Source organism: Phyllobacterium sp. CCNWLW183 (assembly GCF_037203775.1).
Classification (GTDB): domain Bacteria; phylum Pseudomonadota; class Alphaproteobacteria; order Rhizobiales; family Rhizobiaceae; genus Phyllobacterium; species Phyllobacterium ifriqiyense.
The window spans coordinates 229,494-252,157 of the sequence record NZ_JBBCBN010000006.1 but is presented as its reverse complement, the minus strand read 5'-3'; the positions used below and the strand labels follow the sequence as shown (position 1 = coordinate 252,157).

Here is a 22,664-nt window from a genome sequence, read left to right as displayed (position 1 = left end):
CCCTATTAATTGTTTTCAATGAGTGTGTAGTGCCAGACTTTCGCAACGATCTTCCAACCGTCTGGCGTCTTCACGAGCGTCAGTTCGTCAGTAAACTGCTTGGGCAGGAAAACTTCGCGCACCCGAAGGTGTGCCGTGGTTGGCGTAGGCACCTCGAGTAGAATGATTTCGTCCTGCCGCGGGTCGGTTCGCGAAGCCGGCGATGCGCGGCCGCGTACGATCGTTAGATAGTCTTCAACATTCATGATGACGGGCGCAGTGTCAGCGAAGCTGTAAAGCGTAGCAGCGGGATGGAAGATCGTCGCAAACAGATCGGCGTCGCCATTGTAAAGTGCGTCGAAATATTTGTTCGCGATGTCACGAATTGCATTTTCGTCGGACATGGAGCCCCCTTTGGATCTTGGATTTGGAAGGACGGAGTGCCGCCTAGTTCTTCTTCCGTTCAGAGTGAGCGACAGCCGCAAGGCAGGTGAGTTCGAACATGAGGTTGGCTGCGTTGATGCAGGTGATTCCGGTGGGATCAAGGGATGGCACCACCTCACAGATGTCACCTCCAATGAGGTTCATGCCATTGAGGCCGCGCAGGATCATTTGTGCGTCGCGCATCACGATACCGCCCGGCTCGGGAACGCCAGTTCCCGGCGCGTCTTTCGGGTCGAGACCATCGATGTCGATCGAAAAATAGGTCGGGCTGGTTCCGATGACCTTTTGGATTTCCTCGATGACCTTTGCGCGTCCGAGTCCCTCGAACTCGTCCATTGTCACCATGCGGATCCCGACCTTCGAGCCATAAACAATGTCATCATCACCGTAGCGTGTGCCACGCAGGCCGATCTGAATGACCCGTTTCGGATCTAGCAAGCCTTCTTCGACTGCACGTCGGACGAAAGTCGCATGGTTGTACTTGGTACCCATGAATTCGTCGAAGGTGTCAGAGTGAGAGTCTATCTGCACCAAGCCAACCGGGCCGTCCTTTGCTATGGCGCGCAGGATCGGCAACGGGATCGTGTGGTCGCCCCCAATGGAGATCGGAATGGCGCCGGTCGCGTGCACCTTTGTATAGAATTCCTGGATGAGATCGACACTTTTTTCGACACTAAGCGGGTGGGTGGGGGCATCGCCGACATCAGCGACGTTTGCAAGCCGGTATGGCGCAACGCCCGTTGTCGGATTGACCTGCCGGATGAGCCTAGATGCTTCGCGCACCCCAGCGGGGCCTTGGCGCGCACCGGACCGATAGGTCGCTCCCAGGTCCAGCGGCACACCAACGAGCGCGATGTCTAGCGAGGAACTCAGATCGGCACGCGCTGCACGCATGAAGGTTGCAATTTCCGCGTATCTAGGAGTAACCGAGGAATCGACGGGCTGAAAATTTTGGTTGGTCATGTTTACCTCTTTATGAGCAGACGACGATAATTGTGAAAAATGGTGACCTGGTGGGCGAAGGAGTTAATGCCGCAATAGTTGAAGCATCCTCTTGCGATATTGTGTGAATTCGTCACTCGCGACGACATCTGCACTGCGCGGACGTGGCAGCTCGATCTTGAAATCTTCAATGATGCGGCCGGGACGAGCACTCATGACGAGGACACGATCGGCAAGGAAGATTGCTTCCTCGATGTCATGCGTCACAAAAATAACTGTGCTCTTTTTGCGGGCCCAAATCTCCAGCAGCAGTTCCTGCATGCGCGAGCGCGTTTGGGCGTCGAGTGCAGCGAACGGCTCATCCATGAGCAGAACATGTGGTTCCATGGCCAGAGCACGGGCAATCGCCACACGCTGGCGCATGCCACCGGACAGGACTTTCGGATATTGCTGGGCATAGTCGGTCAATCCGACGATCTCGATTAGTTCATCGGCGATCTTGCTGACTTTCGATGCTGGCCAACTATTTAACCGCGGACCGAACTCGACGTTTCCACGCACTGTAAGCCACGGATAGAGGGAGTAGTTTTGAAACACCATTCCCCGATCTGGACCTGGATGAGCCACAGACTTTCCTTCAACGATGACCTGCCCCGTCGTTGCCTCGACAAGGCCCCCAACGACATTCAAAAGTGTTGATTTCCCACAACCTGAAGGACCAAGAAGGCATATAAATTCACCTTGCTCGATTGTGAGATTGGTATTGGCCAAGGCGATCTGCGCTGCCTCACGGTGTCTGCCAAATTCGACGCTTACATTGTCAACCAAAACTTGAGACATGACACACCTTTAATAAAGATAGGGGAAGAGCTTGCGATGCGCGAAGCGGAACAAAAAATCGGTGAGAATTCCAAGAATCCCTACCGCCACAATACCCGCGATGACCTGATCTGTAAGAAGGAACCGCTGGGACTGCAAAATGGCTATACCCATTCCGGAATCTGCTCCGACGAGTTCGGCAACGATGACGTATGTCCAAGCTATCCCTGCTGTGATCCTCAGCGAATCCATGATGCTTGGAACGCATGCGGGCAACAGAACCTTAAAGAAGACCTGCCGCGAACTGGCTCCAAGTGAGTAAGCGCTGTTCATCAGATCGCTTGAAACGCCTTCCGCTATCGTCACAATGAAAAGAGCTAAGGGGAAGAACGTCCCGATGAAGATGACTGCAATCTTTTGGGACTCATTGATTCCCAGCCATATGATCATCAGCGGTACGAAGGCTGTCGCCGGCAGATAGCGCGCCGTACTTAAAAGAGGCTCGATCAGCGACCGGAAAAAGGGAAAGTTGCCGATTAGAATACCGAGGGGGATGGCCACCGCCGCTGCGATAAGAAATCCACCAAAAACCCGATAAGCGCTTGACCATACGTCGGTCAGATAGCCTTCGAAAGCAACCATCTCGAACAGGCGCTTTGCGACGGCGATCGGGCTCGGGAGGAAGAATGGCTGGATAAGGCCCGCCTCCGTAACGATCAGCCAGGTCGCAAAAAAGAGTAAAATGCCGAAAGCTGAGATTGTGGTGCGTTCGCGCGACGAGAGAGACGCGCGCGGACGCAGGTACGTTTGGATTCGGCGCAAAACCGGATTGCTGGGGCGTCTCTCAGAGACGCCCTTGATGTTTTCCGATGCCAAAATAGTGGCGGTTACAGATTGACGCACGTAGCCCTCCCAAGGTTAGTTTGCAAGTTCGGCTGCCAGTCCCACGACCTTCCCGACGTCCGGTGTTCCCCGCAATACGCCGATCCGGTGATAAAATTCGCCCGCGTTTGTGACGAGCTTGCTCGCGGGGCTATCGGTTCCCGCAAAGAAGTCAGCGTTGTCTTTCGCGGTGAAGAACCGTACGTCACTGAGGCTTCCGTCGAGCGTCTCCTTGGACATTTTCAGGTTCCGGGCAATGATCTCATTGGCAGCTTCGGGGTCTTCTTTCATAAAGTCGACGCCTTCGAAGTAGGCTTTCACGAACGCCTTGAAATCGCCGGTGTGTTCCTTGGCGAAGTCGGTTCTTGTTGCGAGAGCGTCGACGATTAAGCCCGGCATCGACTTTGTATCGATAAGGACTTTTCCAGAATTGCTAGCCGCGGCCTTGCCAAGCCAGGGCTGCCACGTAACTGCCGCATCGATGCTACCCGCCACGAACGCGGCGCCGGCGTCACCAGATTTCATATCGATCGCCTTGATGGCGTCGATTGTCAGCCCGGCTTTGTCGAGCGCCTGAGAAAGAAGAAACTGCGACACCGATCCCTTTTGCACGCCAACTGTGCGACCTTTCAGGTCTGCGACTGTCGCAATGTCCTTCTTTGCGACAATGCCGTCGCCACCGGACGATTCATCGAGGGTCAGCAGAAGGGATAGGTCGGCGCCATTGCCGGCGAAAAGGCTGAAGTTGTCGACAGTCGATGCGACCACATCGATCTGGCCACCCTGCATTGCGGCCAGGGCATCTGAGGAAGCCTCAATAATCTTAAGTTCAACATCTAGGCCGACTTTATCGAAGAACCCCTTTTCCTTCGCGATGTAAAGAGCGCCGTAACCGATCCATGTCGAGTGCGCGATAGTGAGCTTCTCAGCGGCAGAAGCGTAGCTCCCGGTGATCGGAGATAACGATATTGCAAAAGCGCTCGCCAGTGCGAGCTGCACCAAGGTCTTCATTTTTTATTCCCCTTTTATAAGTCGACTGTCCTCTGTCGACAATTATTACGTCTCACATTAGTTCAGGCGAGTCAATCCGTTTGTCGAGTCGTTTTTTGCTTTGGAACCGCGGCCAAATAAGCATCATCTGGAATGCGCGTCGGGCGTGGTGCCGGAAGTCATCCCGCATCGGCTAGCAGGAAAGACAGCAAGTCCATCGCCTCCATCACCAAGGACGAAGAGGCGCCGATTTCTTCAAGGCTCTACGGGAATTGCAGAAGCCTTCCATTTGCTGATGGGTTCGGGACCAGACAAAGAGAGCTGGTAGTGGCCTTGCCACCCAAAGCCTCGGAAGGGGAAATGGTCAAACAAAAGTACAATACGGTCGCCGATTGATATCTCTGAGCGCTCATCCGCGAATAGGTTGAGTGATCGGGCGCGTCTGATCGGTGGTCCAGATCAAATGAACCGGCTCGATGGGTGCACGAGGAGGTCGCCAGATGTGAAACCACGACCTCCTCTATCGTCGTTAGATCACCTGCCCGCCCGAGACTTCGATGCGCTGTGCGGTGATCCAGCGATTATCAGGACCGAGTAAGCTGGCGACCATTGGTCCGATGTCATCGGGAACACCGACCCGGCCCAGCGCGATCATGCCTGCAAACTGCCTGTTAAGGTCGGGCATGTCGCGCACGGCACCGCCGAGGAAGTCCGTTTCAATAGCGCCAGGCGCTACCGTATTGGCGGTGATGCCACGAGCGGCCAGTTCCTTGGCCATGTAGACAGTGAGGATCTCGACTGCGCCCTTCGCGGCAGAGTATGCCGAGAAGCCAGGCGCGGAGACACGCGTGAGACCTGATGAGAAGTTGACGATGCGCCCACCGTCCGCCAGCAGCGGCAATAGTGTCTGGGTCAAGAAGAATACACCCTTGACATGGGTGTCGAAGAGAGCGTCGAACTGGGCCACGGTTGTTTCTGCAAAGCTCGCCATCTCGCCCTGGCCCGCATTGTTGACCAGATGATCGAACGTATCGCGGCTCCAGGTCGCCGAAAGGGTTTGCGCGACAGCATCGGAAAATGCCTTGAAGGAAGAAATGTCCGTCACGTCGAGCTGCAGGTGGACCGCCTTGCGGCCAAGAGCTTCGATCTCGGCAACGACGGCCTTCGCCTGTTCTGCACCATTTCGGTAGGTCAAGATGACATCGCCGCCGTGACGGGCGATGCTGATTGCGGTGTTGCGGCCGAGCCCGCGGCTGCCTCCCGTGACGATGGAAATTGTGGTCATATCTGATCTCCTGTGATGGGATGGGTTGGTGGCAAAGTTGTTATGGCAGAGGTTGGGAACATGCTGTTGCCGGATACTCGGCAAGGTTTGCCTAATTCTCCAAAACGCTCCGTGGCCGGGTCTGAAGGATTTGATCGACCATCCGCGACGCAGAGCCCAGGTAATTGGCGGGATCGGTGAGGTATCGGAGACGCTCGCGTCCAAGCGGAACCACAACATCCTGCACCTCCACCAGCACATCAAAGAGTGATCTGTCCGTTTCCACCGCGTGGCGGCAGGCGGCGTAAACGAGGTCGTGGGCCGTCTGGCGGCCGGTGATGGGAGCGAGCGCCATCATAACCGCCTCGGCGACAATCAGACCTCTGGATATCCTAACGTTTGCCAGCATCCTGTCCGGATGGACGACGAGCCCCGAGAGCATGAAGCTTGCTTGTGAAAGAGCCCCGGAGGTCAGCGCGAAGCTCTCCGGGATCGCTGCCCATTCGACGTGCCATGCGCCGGTGGCGCGCTCGAAGTCATGCACCATCGCGTCGAGCATCAGCCCCGCATGCTGTCTGACCATCTTGGCGGCAGCGATGATCAACTCGCAAGAGATCGGATTTCGCTTCTGTGGCATGGTGCTAGAGGCGCCGCGGTGACGCGCATAGGGCTCCGACACCTCGCCCAGTTCCGTGGTCATCATGACCGAGATATCGAAGGCGATCTTGGCAAGGCTGCCGCAAACCAGCGCCAAGACCTGCACGACCTCGGCCATCCCGTCACGGGCCGAATGCCAGGTGATGGTGGGCGTTGCGAGACCAAGGGTTTTCGCTAGCTCCGATTGGACCGCAAGACCCTCTTCGCCGAGTGAAGCAAGGGTTTGCAAGATTGGTCATGACGATCTCCTCGGTTGAACAGTGGATGCCACATCGGCCCCACCTGACTGACCGATTTATCCCTCGTCATGCCGACGCCGTGTTGCCGGAAACTCCTGTAGTCTTGCCTAATCATCCAACCACGCTTGCATCGGAAGCCGGCTCGCGCTTTACTGCGCCCATCGAGCTTTTGCATCGGATGACTCACTATGAGCAGTACCCTCCTTGAATGCGTCCGCCGCTATGCGGATGCCAATGCCGACAGGTTCGGCGTCGCGCGCACACCAATTCGGGGCCTGTTTGCCATGCGCGCGACGGCTCCGAGCGAAATACAGTATGCGATCTCGAAGCCACTCGTGGCGCTTGTCCTGCAGGGCAGCAAGCGCGTGACCATGGGCAGCACGACCTTCGATTTCGGCGCGGGCGATTCCCTTCTCATTGCGGCCGACGTTCCGAACGTCAGCCAGATCACCCGCGCGAACGCCGGTGTGCCCTATTATTCGCTAGTCCTCGACATCGATCCGGCGGTCACGCAATCACTTGTTCTGGAAATCGGTGTTGCGCAGAGCGAGACCGGTGCTCCTATTCGCGTCGACCCAACCGAAGCAGAAGTAGCTGACGCAGCACTTCGTCTTATGCGTCTCCTTGACCGCCCGAATTCGATCCCGATCCTCAAGGACCAGTTGGTTCGGGAAATGCATTACTGGCTTGTGAGCGGCCTCCATGGAGCGAGCATCCGTGCATTGGGCTATGCAGACAGCCATGCCAATCGTATCGCACGAGCCGTGGCCCTCATTAGAACCTCATATGCTGAGACTCTCCCGGTGGAACTTCTCGCCGAAGCTGCCGGGATGAGCATCTCGTCATTCCACCAGCACTTCCGCGCGGTTACCTCGCTCTCGCCTTTGCAATTCCAGAAGCAGCTCCGCCTCATCGAGGCCCGAAGGATGATGCTTTCAGAGGGCGCTGCGATCAGCTATGCCGCCTACGCGGTCGGCTATGAAAGCATTCCGCAGTTCACACGCGAATATGGTCGGTTGTTCGGTTCATCTCCGGCCAGGGATGTTCGCGAGAACACTGGGAAAGCCCAGATCGCCGCTTAATCGGATAACACGTCACATATCGAGGCGAATTGCTTATCCCCGGGAGGTTACCCAGACGCCCACCAAGGTCACCGCCAAGCCAGCAAACATCGCGACGGTCAGAGGCTCCGAAAACAACATCCATGCCCACAGCATCGTCACGGGTGGGCTGAGGTATATGGCTGCGCTCACTTTGGCAGCTGGGAACAGCCGCAGACTGGTATAGTAGACCGTATAGGCGAGGAACGTGGCGAACAGGACCAGCCAGACCATCCCGATTGCAAAGTCACGAGTCATCGGTGGAGCAAGGCTCCCCTGCGTCAATGCGCAGACGCCGAAGAGAACCGAACCCGTTAGCGTCTGGATGCAAAGGCTCTGATGAACGGGCATATGCTGCGCCTTGCGTCTCTTGTGCAGGACTGAGGCGACGGCGAACACCAGCATCGAACCGACCGTCAAGCCGTAAGCCCAGACCGGAGCTGTGCCGAAGCTGAGGCCGTCAAAGGACACGATCAACACCCCGACAACGGCAATCGCGGTGCCCACCCACTGCTGTGTCGTTAGCCGTTCACCGAGGAAGGGTTGCGACAGTGCCGCAATGGCCAGCGGAAGAAGGTCGGAGATCAGCGCGACAAGTCCGGTTGGCACCTTTTGCTCGATGGCAAGCGCGAAGCCTCCCAGATAGAGGAATACCGCCATGATGCCGAACACCGCCTGATCTCTGACGGCACGCATAGATATTCTCGGTCCGATGGCAAACGCGAATGGCAGGAGGATCAGACCTGACAGCAACGTCCGCCAGAAAAGCAAAAGCATGACGCTGGCCTCCTGGTTGGCATACCGAATGCCAACAAAGCCTGAACTCCATCCGATGATGAGCAGCGTTGCGAGCAACGGCCAAAACAGCGGATGGCGGCGGGTGGAGACGGAAGAAAGCGAGGTGTCGGTCATGGAGTGCTCTATCGCGTGGAATACGATCTACCGGTATGGGAAAACCGAAGAGACGGCACATGACAAATATCGATGAACATATGACACCGGCCAAATAATTGTCATGACCCACACAGTTCGTGGTAGGTTTGTTTCAAAGACAACGAGACCGATAAGATTATGAACGAACTGAACAGCCGCCGCCTCGAAATCGACGCCTTGCGGGCGCTTGCCGCGATCCGCCACCATTGCGGCATTACCAGGGCTGCCGCCGCCCTGGGCCTCTCCCAGTCCGCCGTCAGTCATAAGATCAAAAGGCTCGAAGTGAGCCTCGGCTGCGAGTTGCTAGGACGCAAATCGGGAGCCCCGATGTTTACGGCTGCGGGCGAAGACCTGCTGGACTACGCCGGGCGTATATTGGGACTGCACGACGAGGCGCTGCTAAGCCTGTCCAAAACGCCGCTTGCCGGAAGACTTCTGCTCGGGCTCACCGAAGACACCGCATGTACCGATCTCGCTCGAATCTTTGGCCGCTTCAAACGGCTTCACCCAAACGTCGTAGTCCGAACCAAAGTACGCATGAGCTTGGTGCTCCGCGCCATGCTGGAACGCGACGAACTTGATGCCGCAATCGTCCAGGTCTTTAACCACGAAGTGCGGCCGAACGATATCATCCTCTATAGGGAGGATCTTCACTGGGTGAGGCATCCTGAACTGACAATCCGGCAGGGCGAGCCGATCCCATTTCTGTCGTTCGATGACGAATGCTTCTATCGACAATGGGCACTGGACATCGGCCAGGAGGATCGGATTCTCGAGACCGTCTTCGAGTGTTCAAGCGCCGCTGGAATTGTGTCCGCCGTTAACGCCACAATGGGTGTGGCATTGCTGAGCGACCGCCATATCCGAGGCGAGATGCAGATAATAACCGACCGTTTGCCTGTCCCGCCATCTTTGGCATACGTGGTCCGGCGGGCACGTAAGGCAAGAAATCCGGCTCTCGATAGCCTGGTCGCAGAAATCGAGAGGGCCATCGGGCGTCAGGGTGGATTGACACTGACTGGCTGATAAGGTCGAACGTCTTGATTAAAGTCGAACCCACGACCTACAGATTACTGCTGCGTACAAACAGGGAAGTTATCAGCAACCCTTCCTTTGAAAATGCCGATAATAGGCGAATTTGGAGCGTTTTCGATTGTAGCGTGAATGTCTACAATCCCGATTAAAAGCCTGTTGTGTAGTGCCTATTCAATGATCGCCTTGAAAAAAGATAGGGACTGCAACCCCCTAGTTGTCCCCCCTCGTTCCGAATAATTATGGGATTCGGCAAAACAGGAATGAAAACCACCAAAGAACGACGACTGCTTTGCGCCTTCATATCGGCCATAGAGGCAATCTTTGCCTCGCCTGGAAGCAGCCATTTCGGCAGCCACCTAAAGTTCATAGTCGTGCCACAACTGGCCATTCGCGCAAGTCTTTGTGCGTTACACTCGACTCGCCCGAACGCTCAGCCACCGATCAGGGGGCTTTCCGACGCACCGACGTACCTCGCTGACTATCCAGCCGGCGTCAGAGAGTGCGGACCGCAAGGCAGACTCGCGCCAGTACGTCTCGAAGTAGCGCCGCGGCGCAGCAGCACTGCCGTGTGTGGACACATCCTCGCCGTCGCCCTCTCTAACCGAGACGTACAGTCGGCCACCGGTCCGGGTCGCCTCGGCCAGCCGTCCAAGCACCGTGGCGAAATCCTCGCGCGCGACGTGAATCAGGCTGGCACAGGCCCAGATCCCGTCGTACGGCGTGCCGGGACGCTGCGGGTCGGCCAACTCATCGGTCAGCGGGTCCAACAGGTCAGCCTCGAAGCCACGTTCGCAAAGCAGGTCGACGAAACCCTTCGAGATGTCGGTGCGCCGGACGCTAATTCCCCGTTTCTCAAGCTCAAGAGCATCTCGCCCGCCACCGCTTCCGATCTCCAGCACCCTGCCCGAGCCACCCAGCGCGGTCACGAACACATCGATCTCTGTCGCGACCCATTCGGGCATCGCCGCGGCCTCTGAAGCGTACTCCGCCGCGACCGTATCATAGGACCGCACGGTATCCCGGTCGGTGCTCATCTTAGCGCTCCTCCTTCAAGACAAGAGGCTCGATGAGCGAGAGGCCATCAGCCCATTGCGCCTTTCTCACTTCGGCAGTTGTGACATCGCGGGCGATTTTCTTCCCAGCTTACGCCGAAATGCGGTCTGAGACACCGCCGACCGATTGTCAATATGCCGGGCGGCAATGCACCCGCATCTCGGTCATACGTTCACCCGGCGATGGCGCTGAACCGGACATGGAGCGGACTGAGATGGCTGCATGTTTGTATCAACAGCGGTCCTTCCGCGTGAGAATGGAGGCGGGAACAGAATCCGCCGCCATTTCATTGGCGTCACCTGTATGGGAAGCTTAGATATCAGAGAGAACAGTCAGGTCACCCGTCCGCCAGACATTGTCGACCGTGTTTCGAGTAATGAGCCATTTGTCCCCGCTTCTCGCCAGTTCGACATCGTAGCGGTTCTTCATGAGGTAGTGACGCGAGGAATCGTGACGAGGAACGTGCTGGGCTTCCACGAGCACGTCCATGCGTGCCGTGTCACCATTGATGGTCACACGTGGATTGCTGACGGAGTGGGTGGTGTCCAGTGTACCAAGCGACGTCAACAGGGCCGTGGCAATGAAATCCCGGCCTTCGATGACTGGATATTCGAACCCGGCCTTGGCGGCGGCCGGTCGGAAGTCCGAGATCGCGTTTTCTGCGAGCGACGACGAGAGAAGCTCCTTGTCTCGGAGGTCGATACCTGCTGCGAAGCGATACAGCGTTTCGACGACAGCCAACTTGTCGGCAGCCTCCTGAGTGGGAGATGGCGAAATTGTCATGAACGTACTCCTTATTGTGCCGGAGACTTGCGAATACAAGCCTCCCCCGGCATCCGCGCCTCAGGCGCAGATGTTCATTGTCTTGATGTGACTGTAAGGTGGGCGGCTACTCGAGATCGGCATCGATGCGCTCGATCAGACCGTCCGAATTGATAGCGATCTTGAGGATGCCCACCTCGTGACCGAAATCTCCGGCTAAATCGACACGGACATTCGAATTGAAGCCGTCCAGCGTCTCAATAGACAGCACCCTGCTTGCGGTGTTGTAACCAACGAAGAACCGCTCCAGATAGATCCGGACGCCGTCCCAGCCGACGAAGGCATTGCCGACCGAAACATCTTCGATGACCGCATCGGGAGCAAACAGGGACAGCGCGCGCTCGACGTCGAAGACGTTTGCGGATGCGATGAATGATTCGACGAGCTTCTGCATGGCGTTCCTCAGATGTCGACGATTGTGGTGTCGGCGATAGTCTGAGCAAAGCCGCTTCCGAACACAACGGCGGGCGTCTGGAAGCCAGGTCGGAATTCTCCTCCCAGCACGCGGCGGCCGGCTTCGGCCGCTGCCATCGCGGTGAAGGTATAGCCGTTGACCGTGTCGAGACGCGAGCTGGTCACCTGGCCTTCCGCGTTGGTGACTTCAATGGCCGCCTGGTATCGGTTCGCGAGGCGCTCGTCTTCGCTCGGCCCATCCGGAAGCAGCGAAACATCGCCCTGCGGGAAGCCATCGCCTGTCACATGCACAAAGGTCTCGACATCAGGGACGCCCGTCGACCGCCAGATCGTGATGAGATCGGGAAGCGTCACCGGAAAACAGTCGACCCCACCCTTGCCGAAGTCGAATTTTCGAATTCCCTCAGCAGGAGCGCTTACGAGCTTGCCATCGATACGAGCCAGAGTCTGGGTCGTGACATTCTCCATGGCGCTGATTGCCGACCCGCGCGAGAGGCCACCTGCGACATGCAGCGCGATCCTGATTTTTCGGGGGTCGTGGACTCTCCCGACAGCGTGTCCGGCGAGGCTGCCGAGCATTGCGACGCTGCCACCACCGCCCGGCATCAGCATGATCCCCGCTGCCTTCGCCTCATCATCCAGGTCTTCGGCCAGGCAGTAGCTGTCGAGTTCGGCTGCAGTGTCGAGATAGTGTACGCCGTTGCGGAGCGACGCCCGCATCAAAGCTCCGGCGGTTCGCAGGAAAGGACCGGCGCAGTTCAGCAGGACCGAAATATAGGCAAGGCCTTTGTCAATCGCCGCAGCCTCGTCGAGGCCGAACACCCGGTATTCAACGCCGAGCTCTGCAGCAAGCCTGGAGAGAGATTCCTCGGTACGGCCTGCGAGAACGACAGGCGTGCCTGCCGCTTTCGCATATTTCGCTGCCATGCGGCCGGTATAGCCGGTCGCGCCATAGATCATCAGTTTTGTCATGTCAGTGCTGCCATTCCTTGTAGACAAATTCGAGGCTGTAACCATCGGGGTCGCGAACCTGTGCGGCGTAATAGCGTGGGTCGTAGTGAAGCTGCGGGCCGGGCGGATGTATCTCGGTTGCACCCGCGATGATCGCCGCGCCGAAAGCGGCATCCACTTGGTCGGTGCCCCTGGCGACGAAACCGACATGCGCTGCGCGGCCGTCCACGACCCCTTCGCGTAGCCAGAAGAACACCCTGCCGTTCGCGCCAAAACCTTTCAGGTCCGGATGGCCGCAAGGTCCGTCCTTTCCTTCGTAGTCATGTGCGTGGGCAATTCCGAGTGGTGCCAGCGCCGCCTCGTAAAAGGCGATCGAGCGGGCGATATCGCTGACGGAGATGAAGATGTGGTCGAGCATGCTGCTCTCCTTTGGTCAGATGATGTAGCCGCCCGCGACTTCGATGTTCTGGGCGTTGATCCAGCGGTTCTCACTCGACAGAAGGCTGGCGACAACGCCACCGATCTCTTCGGGTTCGCCGACGCGGGCGAGCGCGGTCTGGCCCGCGAGTATCGCCTCGAACTCGTCGTTCATGCCACCACCCAGTTCGGTGCGGATTGCCCCGGGTGCGATCGAGTTCGCCCTGATTCCCCGCTCGCCGAACTCCTTGGCCATGTACCGGGTGAGGACCTCGAGACCGCCTTTGAACGAGGCATAGGGCGCGACCCCGGCAGTGGCCACGCGCGAGGTGGCGCTCGTGATGTTGATGATCTGGCCGCCATCCGCCATCATTGGCAGCAGGATCTGGGTCAGGAAGAACGGTCCCTTGAGATGGACGTTGAACAGCCCGTCGAACTGTTCTTCCGTCACTGTTGCAATCGGATTGAATAGGCCGTAGCCCGCGTTGTTGACGAGACAGTCGAAGTCGCCACGGCTCCAGACGGTTTTTAGTTGGGCGGCTACGGCATCACGGAACGCTGGAAAGCCGCTGACGTTTCCGACGTCAAGCTTGAGAGCCACGGCCCTGCCGCCGCTCTGCACGATCGTCTTCACGACCTCCTCTGCCTTTTCGAGATTGCTGTTGTAGGTAACGACAACGCCCATGCCGTTTCGGGCGCACTCAACGGCGGCGCTCGCTCCGAGGCCCCGGCTGCTTCCGGTGATGACGACGATCTTCATGGGTCTTTCCTTCTGTGTTGGTATGACCTGAAGCTAAGCCTGCACCGTCTCTCGTGCTCACCCATTTCTCTCTAAAACTTGCCTATTTCTGCTTCTCGCTTGCGGAGCCGATCTCAGTCTGTCACCTTCGCTTCCATGAAAAAGCAACTCCAGGAACTGCGCAGTTTGGCTTCGTCGGCCGAAAACCGCCGGACGGAGACGGGCATCCCCCGTGTTGCCATGGTGCAGGGCGAGATACCGGAACATCGGCTCTCAGCCGTCTACGAGCCGATGATCAACCTGATCCTGACGGGCTCGAAGACGATGACGGTTGGCGAGCGAACTTTTGCCTACGATCCGGCCACCTATTTCGTCATGTCTGTCGATCTTCCGGCCGTGGGGGCGGTGCATCCGTCGGCCACAGGGGAGCCGTATCTCGCGGTCAGCCTGACGCTTCATCCTCCCACGGTAGCGGCGCTGATCAGTGACCTTCCCATCCAGGTCTGCAGCAAGCTATTCGGATCAGGCTTCTCGGTTGCCCCGGTCAACGACGAGTTTCTCGATGCCTGGGTTCGAATGCTCCGGCTGATGGACAGGCCGGACGAGGTCGCTGTGCTGGCCCCCGCTTACGAAAAGGAGATCCTGTTCCGCGTGCTGCAGGGGCCGCTCGGCTGGATGCTTCGGGATATCGCAGCACCAGATGCGGCGCTTTCACGGATCAGCGTGGCAATCCAATGGATTCGACAGAATTTTGCAAAGCCCCTGAGGGTCGAGGTCCTCGCCGAGATGGCGGCCCTGAGCGTTTCGGCATTCCACCGCCACTTCAAGGCTGTCACAGCGCTGAGCCCGATCCAGTACCAGAAGCAAGTCCGGCTGTTGCATGCGCGCACGCTACTTATGGCCGGAGAAGGAACTGCTACTTCGGTGGCGTTCGGTGTCGGCTATGAAAGCCCGAACCAGTTCAGCCGGGAATATGCCCGGCAGTTCGGGCTGCCGCCATCCAGGGACATAGTACGTCTTCGAGGTGAGGCCGCGTAACTACGCCTATGCGGAGAAATCCATTTTCGACCGCTATGGGCTGCATTACAGAGCCTCGCACCCGACGGTTTTGTGTCCGCTTTCATCTCGGTTAGCCCAGCAGCGGACAGTCGGCAGTCGGCCCCATCTCGGTCAGTCAAGGGCACTAGCTCCGTGATTGTTTAAGGGAAGGTGCATAATGCGTATTTGGCTAAGCTAACGGTGCCAGTGATTAGCTCGAACTAATGACTGATGGCTCATGAGAAAGTTAATTTTGACTTCCCTTCGCCCTGAGCGGGATCGAACTATCGGCATGCGCCTTCGTTTCCCTAAACAATTGGAACGTCGAGAATTTCGGCACAACGGAATGTACGTGTCAAAGCTAGTTCGAGGTGCGTGCTCACCAGCCAATTAGAAGCGCGACACTTGCGCTGCCGATCAGCCCCGATCTGAGCGGCAGACCCTCTTGCAAGATCAGATCGGTGCGGGTGGGGCACATTATGGTGAGGGTAGTCAGCTGTCATAGCCTCGGACCTCGGCGAGCATCACCTACTGCCCTATTCGTGCGGGGGCGAAGGTATAGCTGCGACAACCTTGATTTCCACAAGAAGACCGGGATGGGCAAGTTCAGCGACGCCGATGCAAGTCCAAGCGCATGTTCCGCGAGGGAAGATCCGGTCCTTCACCTTACGAAACGTATGCATGTGCTGCTGCAATCCGACATGGTACGTAGTCATTTCGACAATATCTTCGAAGCTGCAACCTGCCGCTGACAAAACGGTAGCTAAGTTGTCCCAACACGCCTCGAATTGCTTCTCTGGGTCGTTGATGACATTCATGTTGGCATCACGTCCAACCTGCCCCGCGCAGAAAACCAGGTTTTCGACGCGTACTGCAGGGGCATAGCCTGCCCGCTCCACAATTGGCTTCATTGCCAGCGGCACGATAATTTTGCGATTCACAAATGATCCTTTCTTCGTTCGCATAGGCCGAGCCAAATTAGCTAAGTGAATGCATTGATGCGAGGCGGTCGTTGTGTTGAAGCCGCGTTAGCCCCGGATTAGGTTGAGACGATCAGGCAGGGCTCTTTGCCAATAACAAGCGACCGCCTAGCAAAATGAAAGCCGCCCCGGAAATTGTTTTGATCCTTCTGGCGATGTGCGGGCGATTGAGAAAACCAGTCACGCTGCCGACAAGGAGGACAACTACGCCGTAAAAACCTACAGCGATCAGAGCATGTGTGAGTGCAAGCGCGGCGCCATTTGCAAGATCCTGTTGGTGGCCCTCCAAGAATTGGGGGAAGACTGCAACGTAAAAGATCGCCGGTTTGGGATTGAGGAAGTTGCTGAGATATCCGCGAACGAAGGCTTTCGGAGCTGTTAGGCTCATTGGAACCCGGCTTGGATTTATGACAGATGCATCCAGACCGCGCAGCGACAAGAGAGATTTAATACCCAGCCAGATGAGATAGGCTGCGCCCAACAGTTTCATCACTGTGAACAAGATTGCCGAAGCTGCGATCACCGCCCCCACTCCAACAAGTGCCAACGTGGCATGAGAAACGATGGCTGCGGCGAACCCGAACACCATCCCGAAGCCGGTCAGCTTCGTGTTGCTCGGCGAATTGGTTAGGAGCAAAGCAAGGTTGGGTCCTGGTGTCACAACGATCATGGTAACGATAGAGACGAATATGAAGTACTGATGAAGAGGGATGGACATGGCAACGACCTTGCGGTTTGGGCACAATTAGAGCGTACTGCATCTGGCCGTTTTCCGGCCTGGATCATACGAAGGGGTTAGAGTCGAGACAGAGTTATCGGGCACAGTGCTCCCGGGCAACAGATATGCAGAGCACCGCTTCAACGAAGCTGAAAAGTTGAGCCATTCTACATTCATAGGAGTACGCTCCTGCTGTACCTTCCATGGCGATCTGCATTGAAGGCCCGCGACGACACCAGGCTTTAAAGCGCGATGTTGGATCGCGGGGACCCTCTGATGACAACGTTTATCCTTTGCAGCGATCACATCACTAGCAAGGCACGAGTCCAAACTCGCAAAACGCTGCAGCTAGTGAATTTGCAGAGTTACCGCGGTCCTTTTCTGTCAGTCGACAGCTTCCGCGGCCTCCTCGATCACCTTCGCAACTGCAGCCGCCTGCGAGATATAAATAGCGTGACTACCATCGATCTCCGTCACAGTTGAACCGGCGCGCTTGTACATCCAGCGCTCAAGGTCCGGATTGATCGTCATGTCGTCCTTCGCAACAATCCCGTAGCTAGGCTTGTCGTGCCAGGCGGCAATAGACACCGGTGCACTGGTGGCCGCGATGGCGACAGGCATCTGAGACCGGGCCATAAACTCGCCCTGCTCTTTGGGTACATCCGCTCCGAAATCAGCCGCGAACTTTGCCGGGTCGATGAGCAGGAAGCCATCCTTTGTCGGCTTGATATCATTGGTGGGTGACGGCATCGATTGGAGCAGTTGTGCGCTGCTTTCGCCCTTTTCGGGCTGCAGTGCCGCAACATAGACAAGTGCCTTGACCTTGAGATCATCACCTGCTGCCGTGATGATCGTGCCCCCATAGCTGTGGCCGACGAGAACGACGTCCCCGTCCTGCTGATCAAGCACGCTCTTCGTGGCTGCAACGTCCTGATCCAGGCTTGTCAGTGGCTGCTGGACGATGCTGACCTGATAGCCGTCGCGGGTCAGGATGTCATAAACGCCGCGCCAGCCCGAACCATCCACGAGCGCGCCATGGACAAGCACGATGTTGCGCGCGTCCGCTAAGGCTGGGGCTGTTAGGACAGCAGAAGACAAAAGCGCGGCAATGAGGCCAACAGCCGCTTTACTGAAGTTCGACATGGTCGGTAGTTCCTTGAGTTTTGTGCGTGGAATTATGCAGGCTTTGAAAGCGCTGAAGGACATGTCTCTCCTGGTTCAGGGAGGGACGGACATGATCGCTTGCGCTTACTGCATGACGACAATTGGAGCCTTGATCGGCACGCGTTCATAGAGGTCTATAATGTCCTGGTTGAGCAGGCGCACACAGCCGGACGATACGGCCTTGCCAATCGAGCGCCATTCCGGATTGCCGTGCAAACGATAGAGTGTATCTTGGCCGCCGGAGAAGATGTAGAGCGCACGCGCCCCCAGCGGGTTTTTCAGGCCCGGCTCCATGCCGCCATTCTCGATCGAATACTTGGCCAATTCCGGCTGACGGGCGACCATCTCGTTTGGCGGCTTCCAGCGGGGCCATTTCTGACGCCACTGAATGATGCCCTTGCCCTGCCAGGCAAAGCCATCGCGCCCGATCCCGACACCATAGCGCATAGCGGTCCCGCCCGGCTGGACGAGATAGAGGAAGCGGGAGGAGGTGTCGACGACGATCGTGCCGGGCGCCTCGCCAGTCGGGTCGAGGACCTGCTGGCGATAGTAGCGCGGATCGATCTGCTTGTAGGGAATCGCCGGGATCAGAAAGCCGCCATCCTCGGTGGGACCGTACATGACAGCCAGTTCGGCATCTGTCGGCGCAGGAGCGATGTGGACAGAGCCGATCGTATCCTGGGGAGGCGTCGACTGTCCCCCCACCATCCGACGCTTGCCGGCGGTGGAGACGCACCCTGCCAGTACTGACGCCGCAGCAATCGCCGAAAGCGTTATAAAGCTGCGGCGTGATGTAGTGTTTTCCAGATCCACGTTCATTGCTCGTCCTGCCACCTGCGCAGATCCGTTTGGTCGTGATAGCCCATGCGGTCGGGTGTGGTGATAAACTCAATCATCGTGCCCCAAGGCGTGCGGCAGTAGCAGACCTTGTTCCCTTGGCCTTTCTCGGTGGCATACGGAATATCGCGCGGCGCGGTGAGTGGCGTGCCGCCAGCCTTCTCAAAGCGCTCTACCGATGCGTCGATGTCGTGGGTATAGACACCAAAATGCGTGATGCCGAAGTCGCTCGGTGTAACCGGTTGCGCTTGTTTGGGGCCGTGCATTTCGAAGAGCTCGATGTCAGGCCCGGTTCCGATCTTGACCATCGCCTGCGCACGCACAACCGTTCCAGGGAATGCACCAGTGGCCCGCTCGAACTGGGGTCCCTGCCTTGCCGGATCCTGCGGTCCGAACGATTGGTAGATCACCTGGCCGCCAAAGGCTTCCACCAGGAACGATTTTGCCGCTTCGATGTCGGGCACTGTGATGCCGATGTGATTGACGCCACGAATTTGAGGTGCAGTCATGACAGTTTTCCTTGTTTGTTGAATCGATGAACGTGATCGTGCGGATCGCAGAGTTCAATTGGCCTTGAGGAAGTCGATGAGAGCAGCGGCTACTTCATCCGGGCACTCATCCGCCACATAGTGACTGCAGCGGGCAATCGAGCCGCCCGTTACATCTGTGGCGAACTCCTTGAGCATCGGAACCATATGCGCACCGAAGCGGTGCTCCCCGCCGAGACCTAAAACCGGAATCCGGAGCGGTTGCTTTTTGTATTCGAGCGCGGCCGCATGGTCGGCGGTCAGTGTGCGGTACCATTCCATGCCACCGCGCGTGCGACCAGGAAGTGCCATTGCTTTCGCATAGATGTCGATGTCTTCAGGATTAAAGGTGCTGTGATCGTAAAACCGCTCCGCCATGAAGGCCGAAACATAGTCATGTTCGCGGCCATAAATCAGGCGTTCCGGCAGATCCCGATTAGCATGGAACGCGAAGTGCCAGATCTTTGCCGTCGTCGCCTCCCACTGGCTCCAGCCAGGAAGCGGAACATCGAGGACGGCAAGGTGAGTAACCGCATCTCGATAGATAGCGGCCTGCGGAAGCGCCACCATTCCGCCGATGTCATGGCCGCATACGGCATAGCGTTCATGCCCAAGGGCGATCATGACCTCGTGCGCGTCGCGCGCCATCGTCGCCTTATCGTAGCCGTCAAGCGGGCAGTCGGAAAAGCCTGCGCCGCGCAGATCAATCGCCACCACTCTGAACTCTTCGGCCAGCAGCGGCATGACGTCGTGCCACTCCCACCAAGTTTCCGGCCAACCGTGAAGCAGAAGGAGCGGGGGGCCAGAGCCGCCCGTGACGGCATTGATCTTGATGCCGTTCACCGGCACCAGTTGCTGGGTAAAATCTTCCAGTGTTGGGATCATAACTCTTTCCCGTCGATGTTGATGTTAAACAGAGCTAGCGACCAGCTCAGGCCTGATCGAAATCGGTGGCGACCGAGATATCTCGCCAAGCGTCGATATCGGTGCGGAAAGAAGCCAGCTTTCGCTCGGCGATTGAATGCGCGACGGGCCCAAGCGGCAGATGAAGCGGGGCGTTATTGGCGTCGACCGCCTGCAGGATCACTGTAACCGCCTTATCGGGGTCGCCCGCCTGATTGCCGTTATTGGTTTCGCGATAGTGCCTGCGCGAACTCACGGCGTATTCCGGCATCTCCTTGGCCGCCATCGTGATCGAACGGCCAAGGAAGTCGGTCCGAAATGGCCCAGGCTCGACGATCAGCACGCGGATGCCGAACGGCTTCAGCTCACCGGCGAGCGCTTCGGAAACCCCTTCAACCGCAAACTTGGCTGCATTGTAATATGCTGCGCCGCCGCTGCCCGCGATCCCTGCGCCAGAAGACATGTTGACGATCACTCCGCCCGAACGTCGCAGTGCAGGCAAGGCTGCCCTGGTGGTTTCGATAAGACCGAAAACGTTCACCTCGAACATCGGTCGATATTCTTCGGGCGTGCCCTCCTCAAGCGCCCCAAACAGCCCGTAGCCGGCATTGTTCACAAGTACGTCAAAGCCGCCGAATGTCTCGACCGCCTTTGCGACTGCGGCTTGCGCTGCCGCCGCATCCGTCACGTCGAGCGGCAGGGTGATCATACGGCCGTCGAATGGCCGAGCCATTTCTTCAATCGAGTTGACGTTGCGGGCAGTCGCGACAACCTGATCGCCCCGCTGTGCCGCAGCGAGCGCGAGCCGTTGTCCGAAGCCGCTCGAGCAGCCTGTGATAAACCATGTTTTCATGACGTTTCTCCGCTTCATTTCAGAAGATGACTTGAATCTATATGTTTATATTTGTACTTGAAGTGACAGTTTTGTATTTTGACTGTTCACTTTTGTAAGGGCATGGCCGTGGAGTGGAGTGACGTAAAAATCTTCCTTGCGATTGCGCGATCCGGCACGCTCGGCGGCGCTGCGCGTGCTCTTCATACAAGCCATCCGACCGTCGGCAGACGGCTGCGTGCCCTCGAGGATGCCATCGGCCATACGCTCTTCCAGCGGACCGCGGACGGTCTCGTGCTGACCGAGGAGGGCCATGGGATCATCGCACTGGCAGAGCAGATGGAAGAAGGCGCGCTTGCCATGGAGCGCCGGCTCGCCGGGCAGGAGCAAAATCTCAAAGGCAATCTGCGTATCTCATCGGCAGACTGGTTCGGGGCCTATGTCCTGCCTCCAATCCTGGCAGATTTCTCGAAAGCCTACCCCAATGTAGACGTCGAGGTCCTGACCGGTACTCGCTTGTTCAACCTCGCCCAAAGGGAGGCCGACGTTGCCTTTCGCATCGTTCCGTTCGACACTGCCGATGTCATTCAACGGCGGCTCTTTAGGCTCGAATACGGCGTCTACATCGCCGAGGAGTCGCCTGACCCTAAATATGGCGACGGGACTGGTTTCCGTCTGATCACCCACGACACTTCTACCGGGCAGTTCCCCGACATAGCCTGGCTCGCCGAGAGTTTTCCGAACGCGAGACCCGTGCTGCGATCAAACAACCGAAACGTCCAGGGGCGAATGTGCAGGCAGGGTGTTGGAATCGCCGTCCTGCCCCGCGCAGTGGGCAATCAAATCCCGGGTATCCGCAGACTTGAACTGCCCAAGCCCCCGCCGGCGCGAGACATCTGGATGGGATATCACCGGGACCTGCGACGTCTCCAGCGTCTTCGGGCGTTTATCTCGACCGTCTCGGACCACATCACAAATGCCCCTGCATGGTAAGCCGGGCGAAGGGAATCGATTTTCCCCGCCGATCCACGGCTGCGGTAGGACAGCCGCGACAGACAACTTACTTCCTGGCTGCAATCTCCCTGTGCCGCTCCACCACAGCGCCCACGATCATTGTCATCAGCCCTTCGACAAAGTGCCGACTGAGGCCAACATCATTGGCGATACTCATCAGTCGATCCAATTGGCGTCGCTCTCGCTCATTATCGATCGCCGGCAACGCCTGCTTGGCTTTCAAGTGGCCGACTTGCTCGGTACAGCGAAAGCGCTCGGCCAGAATATAGAGGATAGCCGAATCCAGATTGTCGATGGTCCTCCGGTAGGAAGCGAGTTGCTCTGCCACATCATCTGTCATCATTTGAATATCTTCCAAGTGGTTTCATAGGCGCGAGGTAGAGCTTATGAGATGGGATGCATACTGCGACGCGACAGGGCGATCGTCAGCCAAATTGCCGAAACCAGGAAGTAGAATGCCCCAACGCCAGCGTAGCCCGCAACCGTGGAGATCGAAGGCTCCTGCGGCATTTGCGCTTGAAAGATGAAGAGAGCACCGGCCACAGCGGATTGGCCACCGCTCAAAACCATCGCCCACTGACCTCCACTCGTTCTCCAACGCCGCACGGCAGTTCCAAGCTGCAACAGCCCCGAAAAGATCGCCCATAGACCGAAAGCGCCCAGAACCCAGTTCATGTTCATTGTCAACGCCAGGATCACGGCTATCGTCATAATCGAGCTCGCTGTGACGTTGATTACCTGACTCCGGTTGGCGGCAAATCCACCACTCCTGGCCGCGTCAACGACGTTGGCCGCGGCATCCACGCCGGATAGATGATCAGCAACGCGGCGGCCACTGCAAACGACTGCCGCCCGACAGTTAGCGCAGCCGCAACCCACAGCACTGAGAAGGCCGCTCTGGCGAAATAATACTGCTTGAGCCACTGGTCGTTGTCGCGTGTGGCGCGGGAGGTCTGAGTGTTCGACATTGT

25 protein-coding genes and 2 pseudogenes are annotated in these 22,664 nt (G+C 57.6%); 4 read left to right on the top strand and 23 right to left on the bottom strand.

Going from position 1 to position 22,664, the window contains the following annotated elements; all coding sequences use genetic code 11:
• Positions 1-5 precede the first annotated feature (5 nt).
• From V9K95_RS15510 to V9K95_RS15480, 7 genes and pseudogenes are all read right to left on the bottom strand, one after another.
• A complete protein-coding gene (locus V9K95_RS15510; protein WP_336441110.1) occupies positions 6-383 on the bottom strand; it encodes a nuclear transport factor 2 family protein in 378 nt (125 codons plus the stop codon).
• 43 nt (positions 384-426) lie between these two features.
• Complete coding sequence (locus V9K95_RS15505; protein ID WP_336441111.1) at positions 427-1,386, bottom strand: agmatinase; 960 nt, start codon at positions 1,384-1,386, stop codon at positions 427-429.
• Between the two features lie 63 nt (positions 1,387-1,449).
• Entirely contained in the window at positions 1,450-2,205 is a 756-nt protein-coding gene (locus V9K95_RS15500) for an ABC transporter ATP-binding protein (protein WP_336441112.1), read from the bottom strand.
• Between the two features lie 9 nt (positions 2,206-2,214).
• Positions 2,215-3,087: an ABC transporter permease gene (locus V9K95_RS15495; RefSeq protein ID WP_336441113.1), complete on the bottom strand. Its 873-nt coding sequence runs from the start codon at positions 3,085-3,087 to the stop codon at positions 2,215-2,217.
• Positions 3,088-3,102: 15 nt separating this feature from the next.
• Complete coding sequence (locus V9K95_RS15490; RefSeq protein ID WP_336441114.1) at positions 3,103-4,077, bottom strand: ABC transporter substrate-binding protein; 975 nt, start codon at positions 4,075-4,077, stop codon at positions 3,103-3,105.
• Positions 4,078-4,585: 508 nt separating this feature from the next.
• Complete coding sequence (locus V9K95_RS15485) at positions 4,586-5,341, bottom strand: SDR family NAD(P)-dependent oxidoreductase (RefSeq protein ID WP_336441115.1); 756 nt, start codon at positions 5,339-5,341, stop codon at positions 4,586-4,588.
• Between the two features lie 91 nt (positions 5,342-5,432).
• Positions 5,433-6,200, bottom strand: a pseudogene (locus V9K95_RS15480) (lyase family protein); the annotation flags it as partial.
• A 204-nt stretch (positions 6,201-6,404) separates the two neighbouring features.
• On the opposite strand from V9K95_RS15480, the gene V9K95_RS15475 reads away from it, so the two are divergent.
• On the top strand, positions 6,405-7,298 hold the full coding sequence (locus V9K95_RS15475; RefSeq protein ID WP_336441116.1) for an AraC family transcriptional regulator: 894 nt from the start codon (positions 6,405-6,407) through the stop codon (positions 7,296-7,298).
• Between the two features lie 33 nt (positions 7,299-7,331).
• Here V9K95_RS15475 and V9K95_RS15470 read toward each other — a convergent pair whose 3' ends face one another.
• Positions 7,332-8,228 carry a DMT family transporter gene (locus V9K95_RS15470; protein ID WP_336441117.1) on the bottom strand — a complete coding sequence of 299 codons (897 nt, stop codon included), beginning with the start codon at positions 8,226-8,228 and terminating at the stop codon, positions 7,332-7,334.
• 159 nt (positions 8,229-8,387) lie between these two features.
• On the opposite strand from V9K95_RS15470, the gene V9K95_RS15465 reads away from it, so the two are divergent.
• The gene (locus V9K95_RS15465) at positions 8,388-9,275 is read left to right on the top strand and encodes a LysR family transcriptional regulator (RefSeq protein ID WP_336441118.1); all 888 of its coding nucleotides are present in this window, start codon (positions 8,388-8,390) and stop codon (positions 9,273-9,275) included.
• Positions 9,276-9,691: 416 nt separating this feature from the next.
• On the opposite strand, the gene V9K95_RS15460 is transcribed toward V9K95_RS15465, so the two are convergent.
• The 6 genes from V9K95_RS15460 to V9K95_RS15435 all read right to left on the bottom strand — a co-directional run bounded on the left by V9K95_RS15460 (position 9,692) and on the right by V9K95_RS15435 (position 13,701).
• Positions 9,692-10,318, bottom strand: coding sequence for a class I SAM-dependent DNA methyltransferase (locus V9K95_RS15460; protein ID WP_336441119.1), 627 nt, complete (start codon positions 10,316-10,318; stop codon positions 9,692-9,694).
• A gap of 331 nt (positions 10,319-10,649) precedes the next feature.
• A complete protein-coding gene (locus V9K95_RS15455; protein ID WP_336441120.1) occupies positions 10,650-11,120 on the bottom strand; it encodes a nuclear transport factor 2 family protein in 471 nt (156 codons plus the stop codon).
• Between the two features lie 106 nt (positions 11,121-11,226).
• Positions 11,227-11,553, bottom strand: a complete 327-nt coding sequence (locus V9K95_RS15450) for a nuclear transport factor 2 family protein (RefSeq protein WP_336441121.1) — start codon at positions 11,551-11,553, stop codon at positions 11,227-11,229.
• Positions 11,554-11,561: 8 nt separating this feature from the next.
• Positions 11,562-12,545, bottom strand: coding sequence for a saccharopine dehydrogenase family protein (locus tag V9K95_RS15445; protein WP_336441122.1), 984 nt, complete (start codon positions 12,543-12,545; stop codon positions 11,562-11,564).
• 1 nt (position 12,546) lies between these two features.
• Positions 12,547-12,942 carry a VOC family protein gene (locus V9K95_RS15440; protein WP_336441123.1) on the bottom strand — a complete coding sequence of 132 codons (396 nt, stop codon included), beginning with the start codon at positions 12,940-12,942 and terminating at the stop codon, positions 12,547-12,549.
• 15 nt (positions 12,943-12,957) lie between these two features.
• Positions 12,958-13,701: an SDR family NAD(P)-dependent oxidoreductase gene (locus V9K95_RS15435; RefSeq protein WP_336441124.1), complete on the bottom strand. Its 744-nt coding sequence runs from the start codon at positions 13,699-13,701 to the stop codon at positions 12,958-12,960.
• A 135-nt stretch (positions 13,702-13,836) separates the two neighbouring features.
• Between V9K95_RS15435 and V9K95_RS15430 the strand changes: the two genes are divergently transcribed.
• Positions 13,837-14,718: an AraC family transcriptional regulator gene (locus V9K95_RS15430; protein WP_336441125.1), complete on the top strand. Its 882-nt coding sequence runs from the start codon at positions 13,837-13,839 to the stop codon at positions 14,716-14,718.
• A gap of 536 nt (positions 14,719-15,254) precedes the next feature.
• Here V9K95_RS15430 and V9K95_RS15425 read toward each other — a convergent pair.
• The 7 genes from V9K95_RS15425 to V9K95_RS15395 form a co-directional block, all read right to left on the bottom strand.
• Entirely contained in the window at positions 15,255-15,659 is a 405-nt protein-coding gene (locus V9K95_RS15425; protein ID WP_336441126.1) for a RidA family protein, read from the bottom strand.
• Positions 15,660-15,771: 112 nt separating this feature from the next.
• Positions 15,772-16,416, bottom strand: a complete 645-nt coding sequence (locus V9K95_RS15420) for a LysE family translocator (RefSeq protein ID WP_336441127.1) — start codon at positions 16,414-16,416, stop codon at positions 15,772-15,774.
• Positions 16,417-16,800: 384 nt separating this feature from the next.
• Complete coding sequence (locus tag V9K95_RS15415; protein ID WP_336441128.1) at positions 16,801-17,559, bottom strand: alpha/beta fold hydrolase; 759 nt, start codon at positions 17,557-17,559, stop codon at positions 16,801-16,803.
• A gap of 105 nt (positions 17,560-17,664) precedes the next feature.
• Positions 17,665-18,399 (bottom strand): L,D-transpeptidase, encoded by a 735-nt coding sequence (locus V9K95_RS15410; RefSeq protein WP_336441129.1) that lies wholly within the window; start codon positions 18,397-18,399, stop codon positions 17,665-17,667.
• Positions 18,396-18,926 (bottom strand): VOC family protein, encoded by a 531-nt coding sequence (locus V9K95_RS15405; RefSeq protein WP_267227755.1) that lies wholly within the window; start codon positions 18,924-18,926, stop codon positions 18,396-18,398. Before V9K95_RS15405 ends, V9K95_RS15410 begins: the two co-directional genes overlap by 4 nt.
• Positions 18,927-18,980: 54 nt before the next feature.
• Positions 18,981-19,829, bottom strand: coding sequence for an alpha/beta fold hydrolase (locus V9K95_RS15400; protein WP_267227756.1), 849 nt, complete (start codon positions 19,827-19,829; stop codon positions 18,981-18,983).
• Positions 19,830-19,875: 46 nt separating this feature from the next.
• Positions 19,876-20,700, bottom strand: coding sequence for an oxidoreductase (locus tag V9K95_RS15395; RefSeq protein WP_267227757.1), 825 nt, complete (start codon positions 20,698-20,700; stop codon positions 19,876-19,878).
• 108 nt (positions 20,701-20,808) lie between these two features.
• On the opposite strand from V9K95_RS15395, the gene V9K95_RS15390 reads away from it, so the two are divergent.
• Positions 20,809-21,672: a LysR family transcriptional regulator gene (locus V9K95_RS15390; protein WP_267227758.1), complete on the top strand. Its 864-nt coding sequence runs from the start codon at positions 20,809-20,811 to the stop codon at positions 21,670-21,672.
• A 67-nt stretch (positions 21,673-21,739) separates the two neighbouring features.
• On the opposite strand, the gene V9K95_RS15385 is transcribed toward V9K95_RS15390, so the two are convergent.
• Both V9K95_RS15385 and V9K95_RS15380 read right to left on the bottom strand, forming a co-directional pair.
• The gene (locus tag V9K95_RS15385; RefSeq protein ID WP_267227759.1) at positions 21,740-22,036 is read right to left on the bottom strand and encodes a chorismate mutase; all 297 of its coding nucleotides are present in this window, start codon (positions 22,034-22,036) and stop codon (positions 21,740-21,742) included.
• A 41-nt stretch (positions 22,037-22,077) separates the two neighbouring features.
• Positions 22,078-22,661 (bottom strand): annotated as a pseudogene (locus tag V9K95_RS15380) (DUF308 domain-containing protein).
• Between the last annotated feature and the right edge of the window lie 3 nt (positions 22,662-22,664).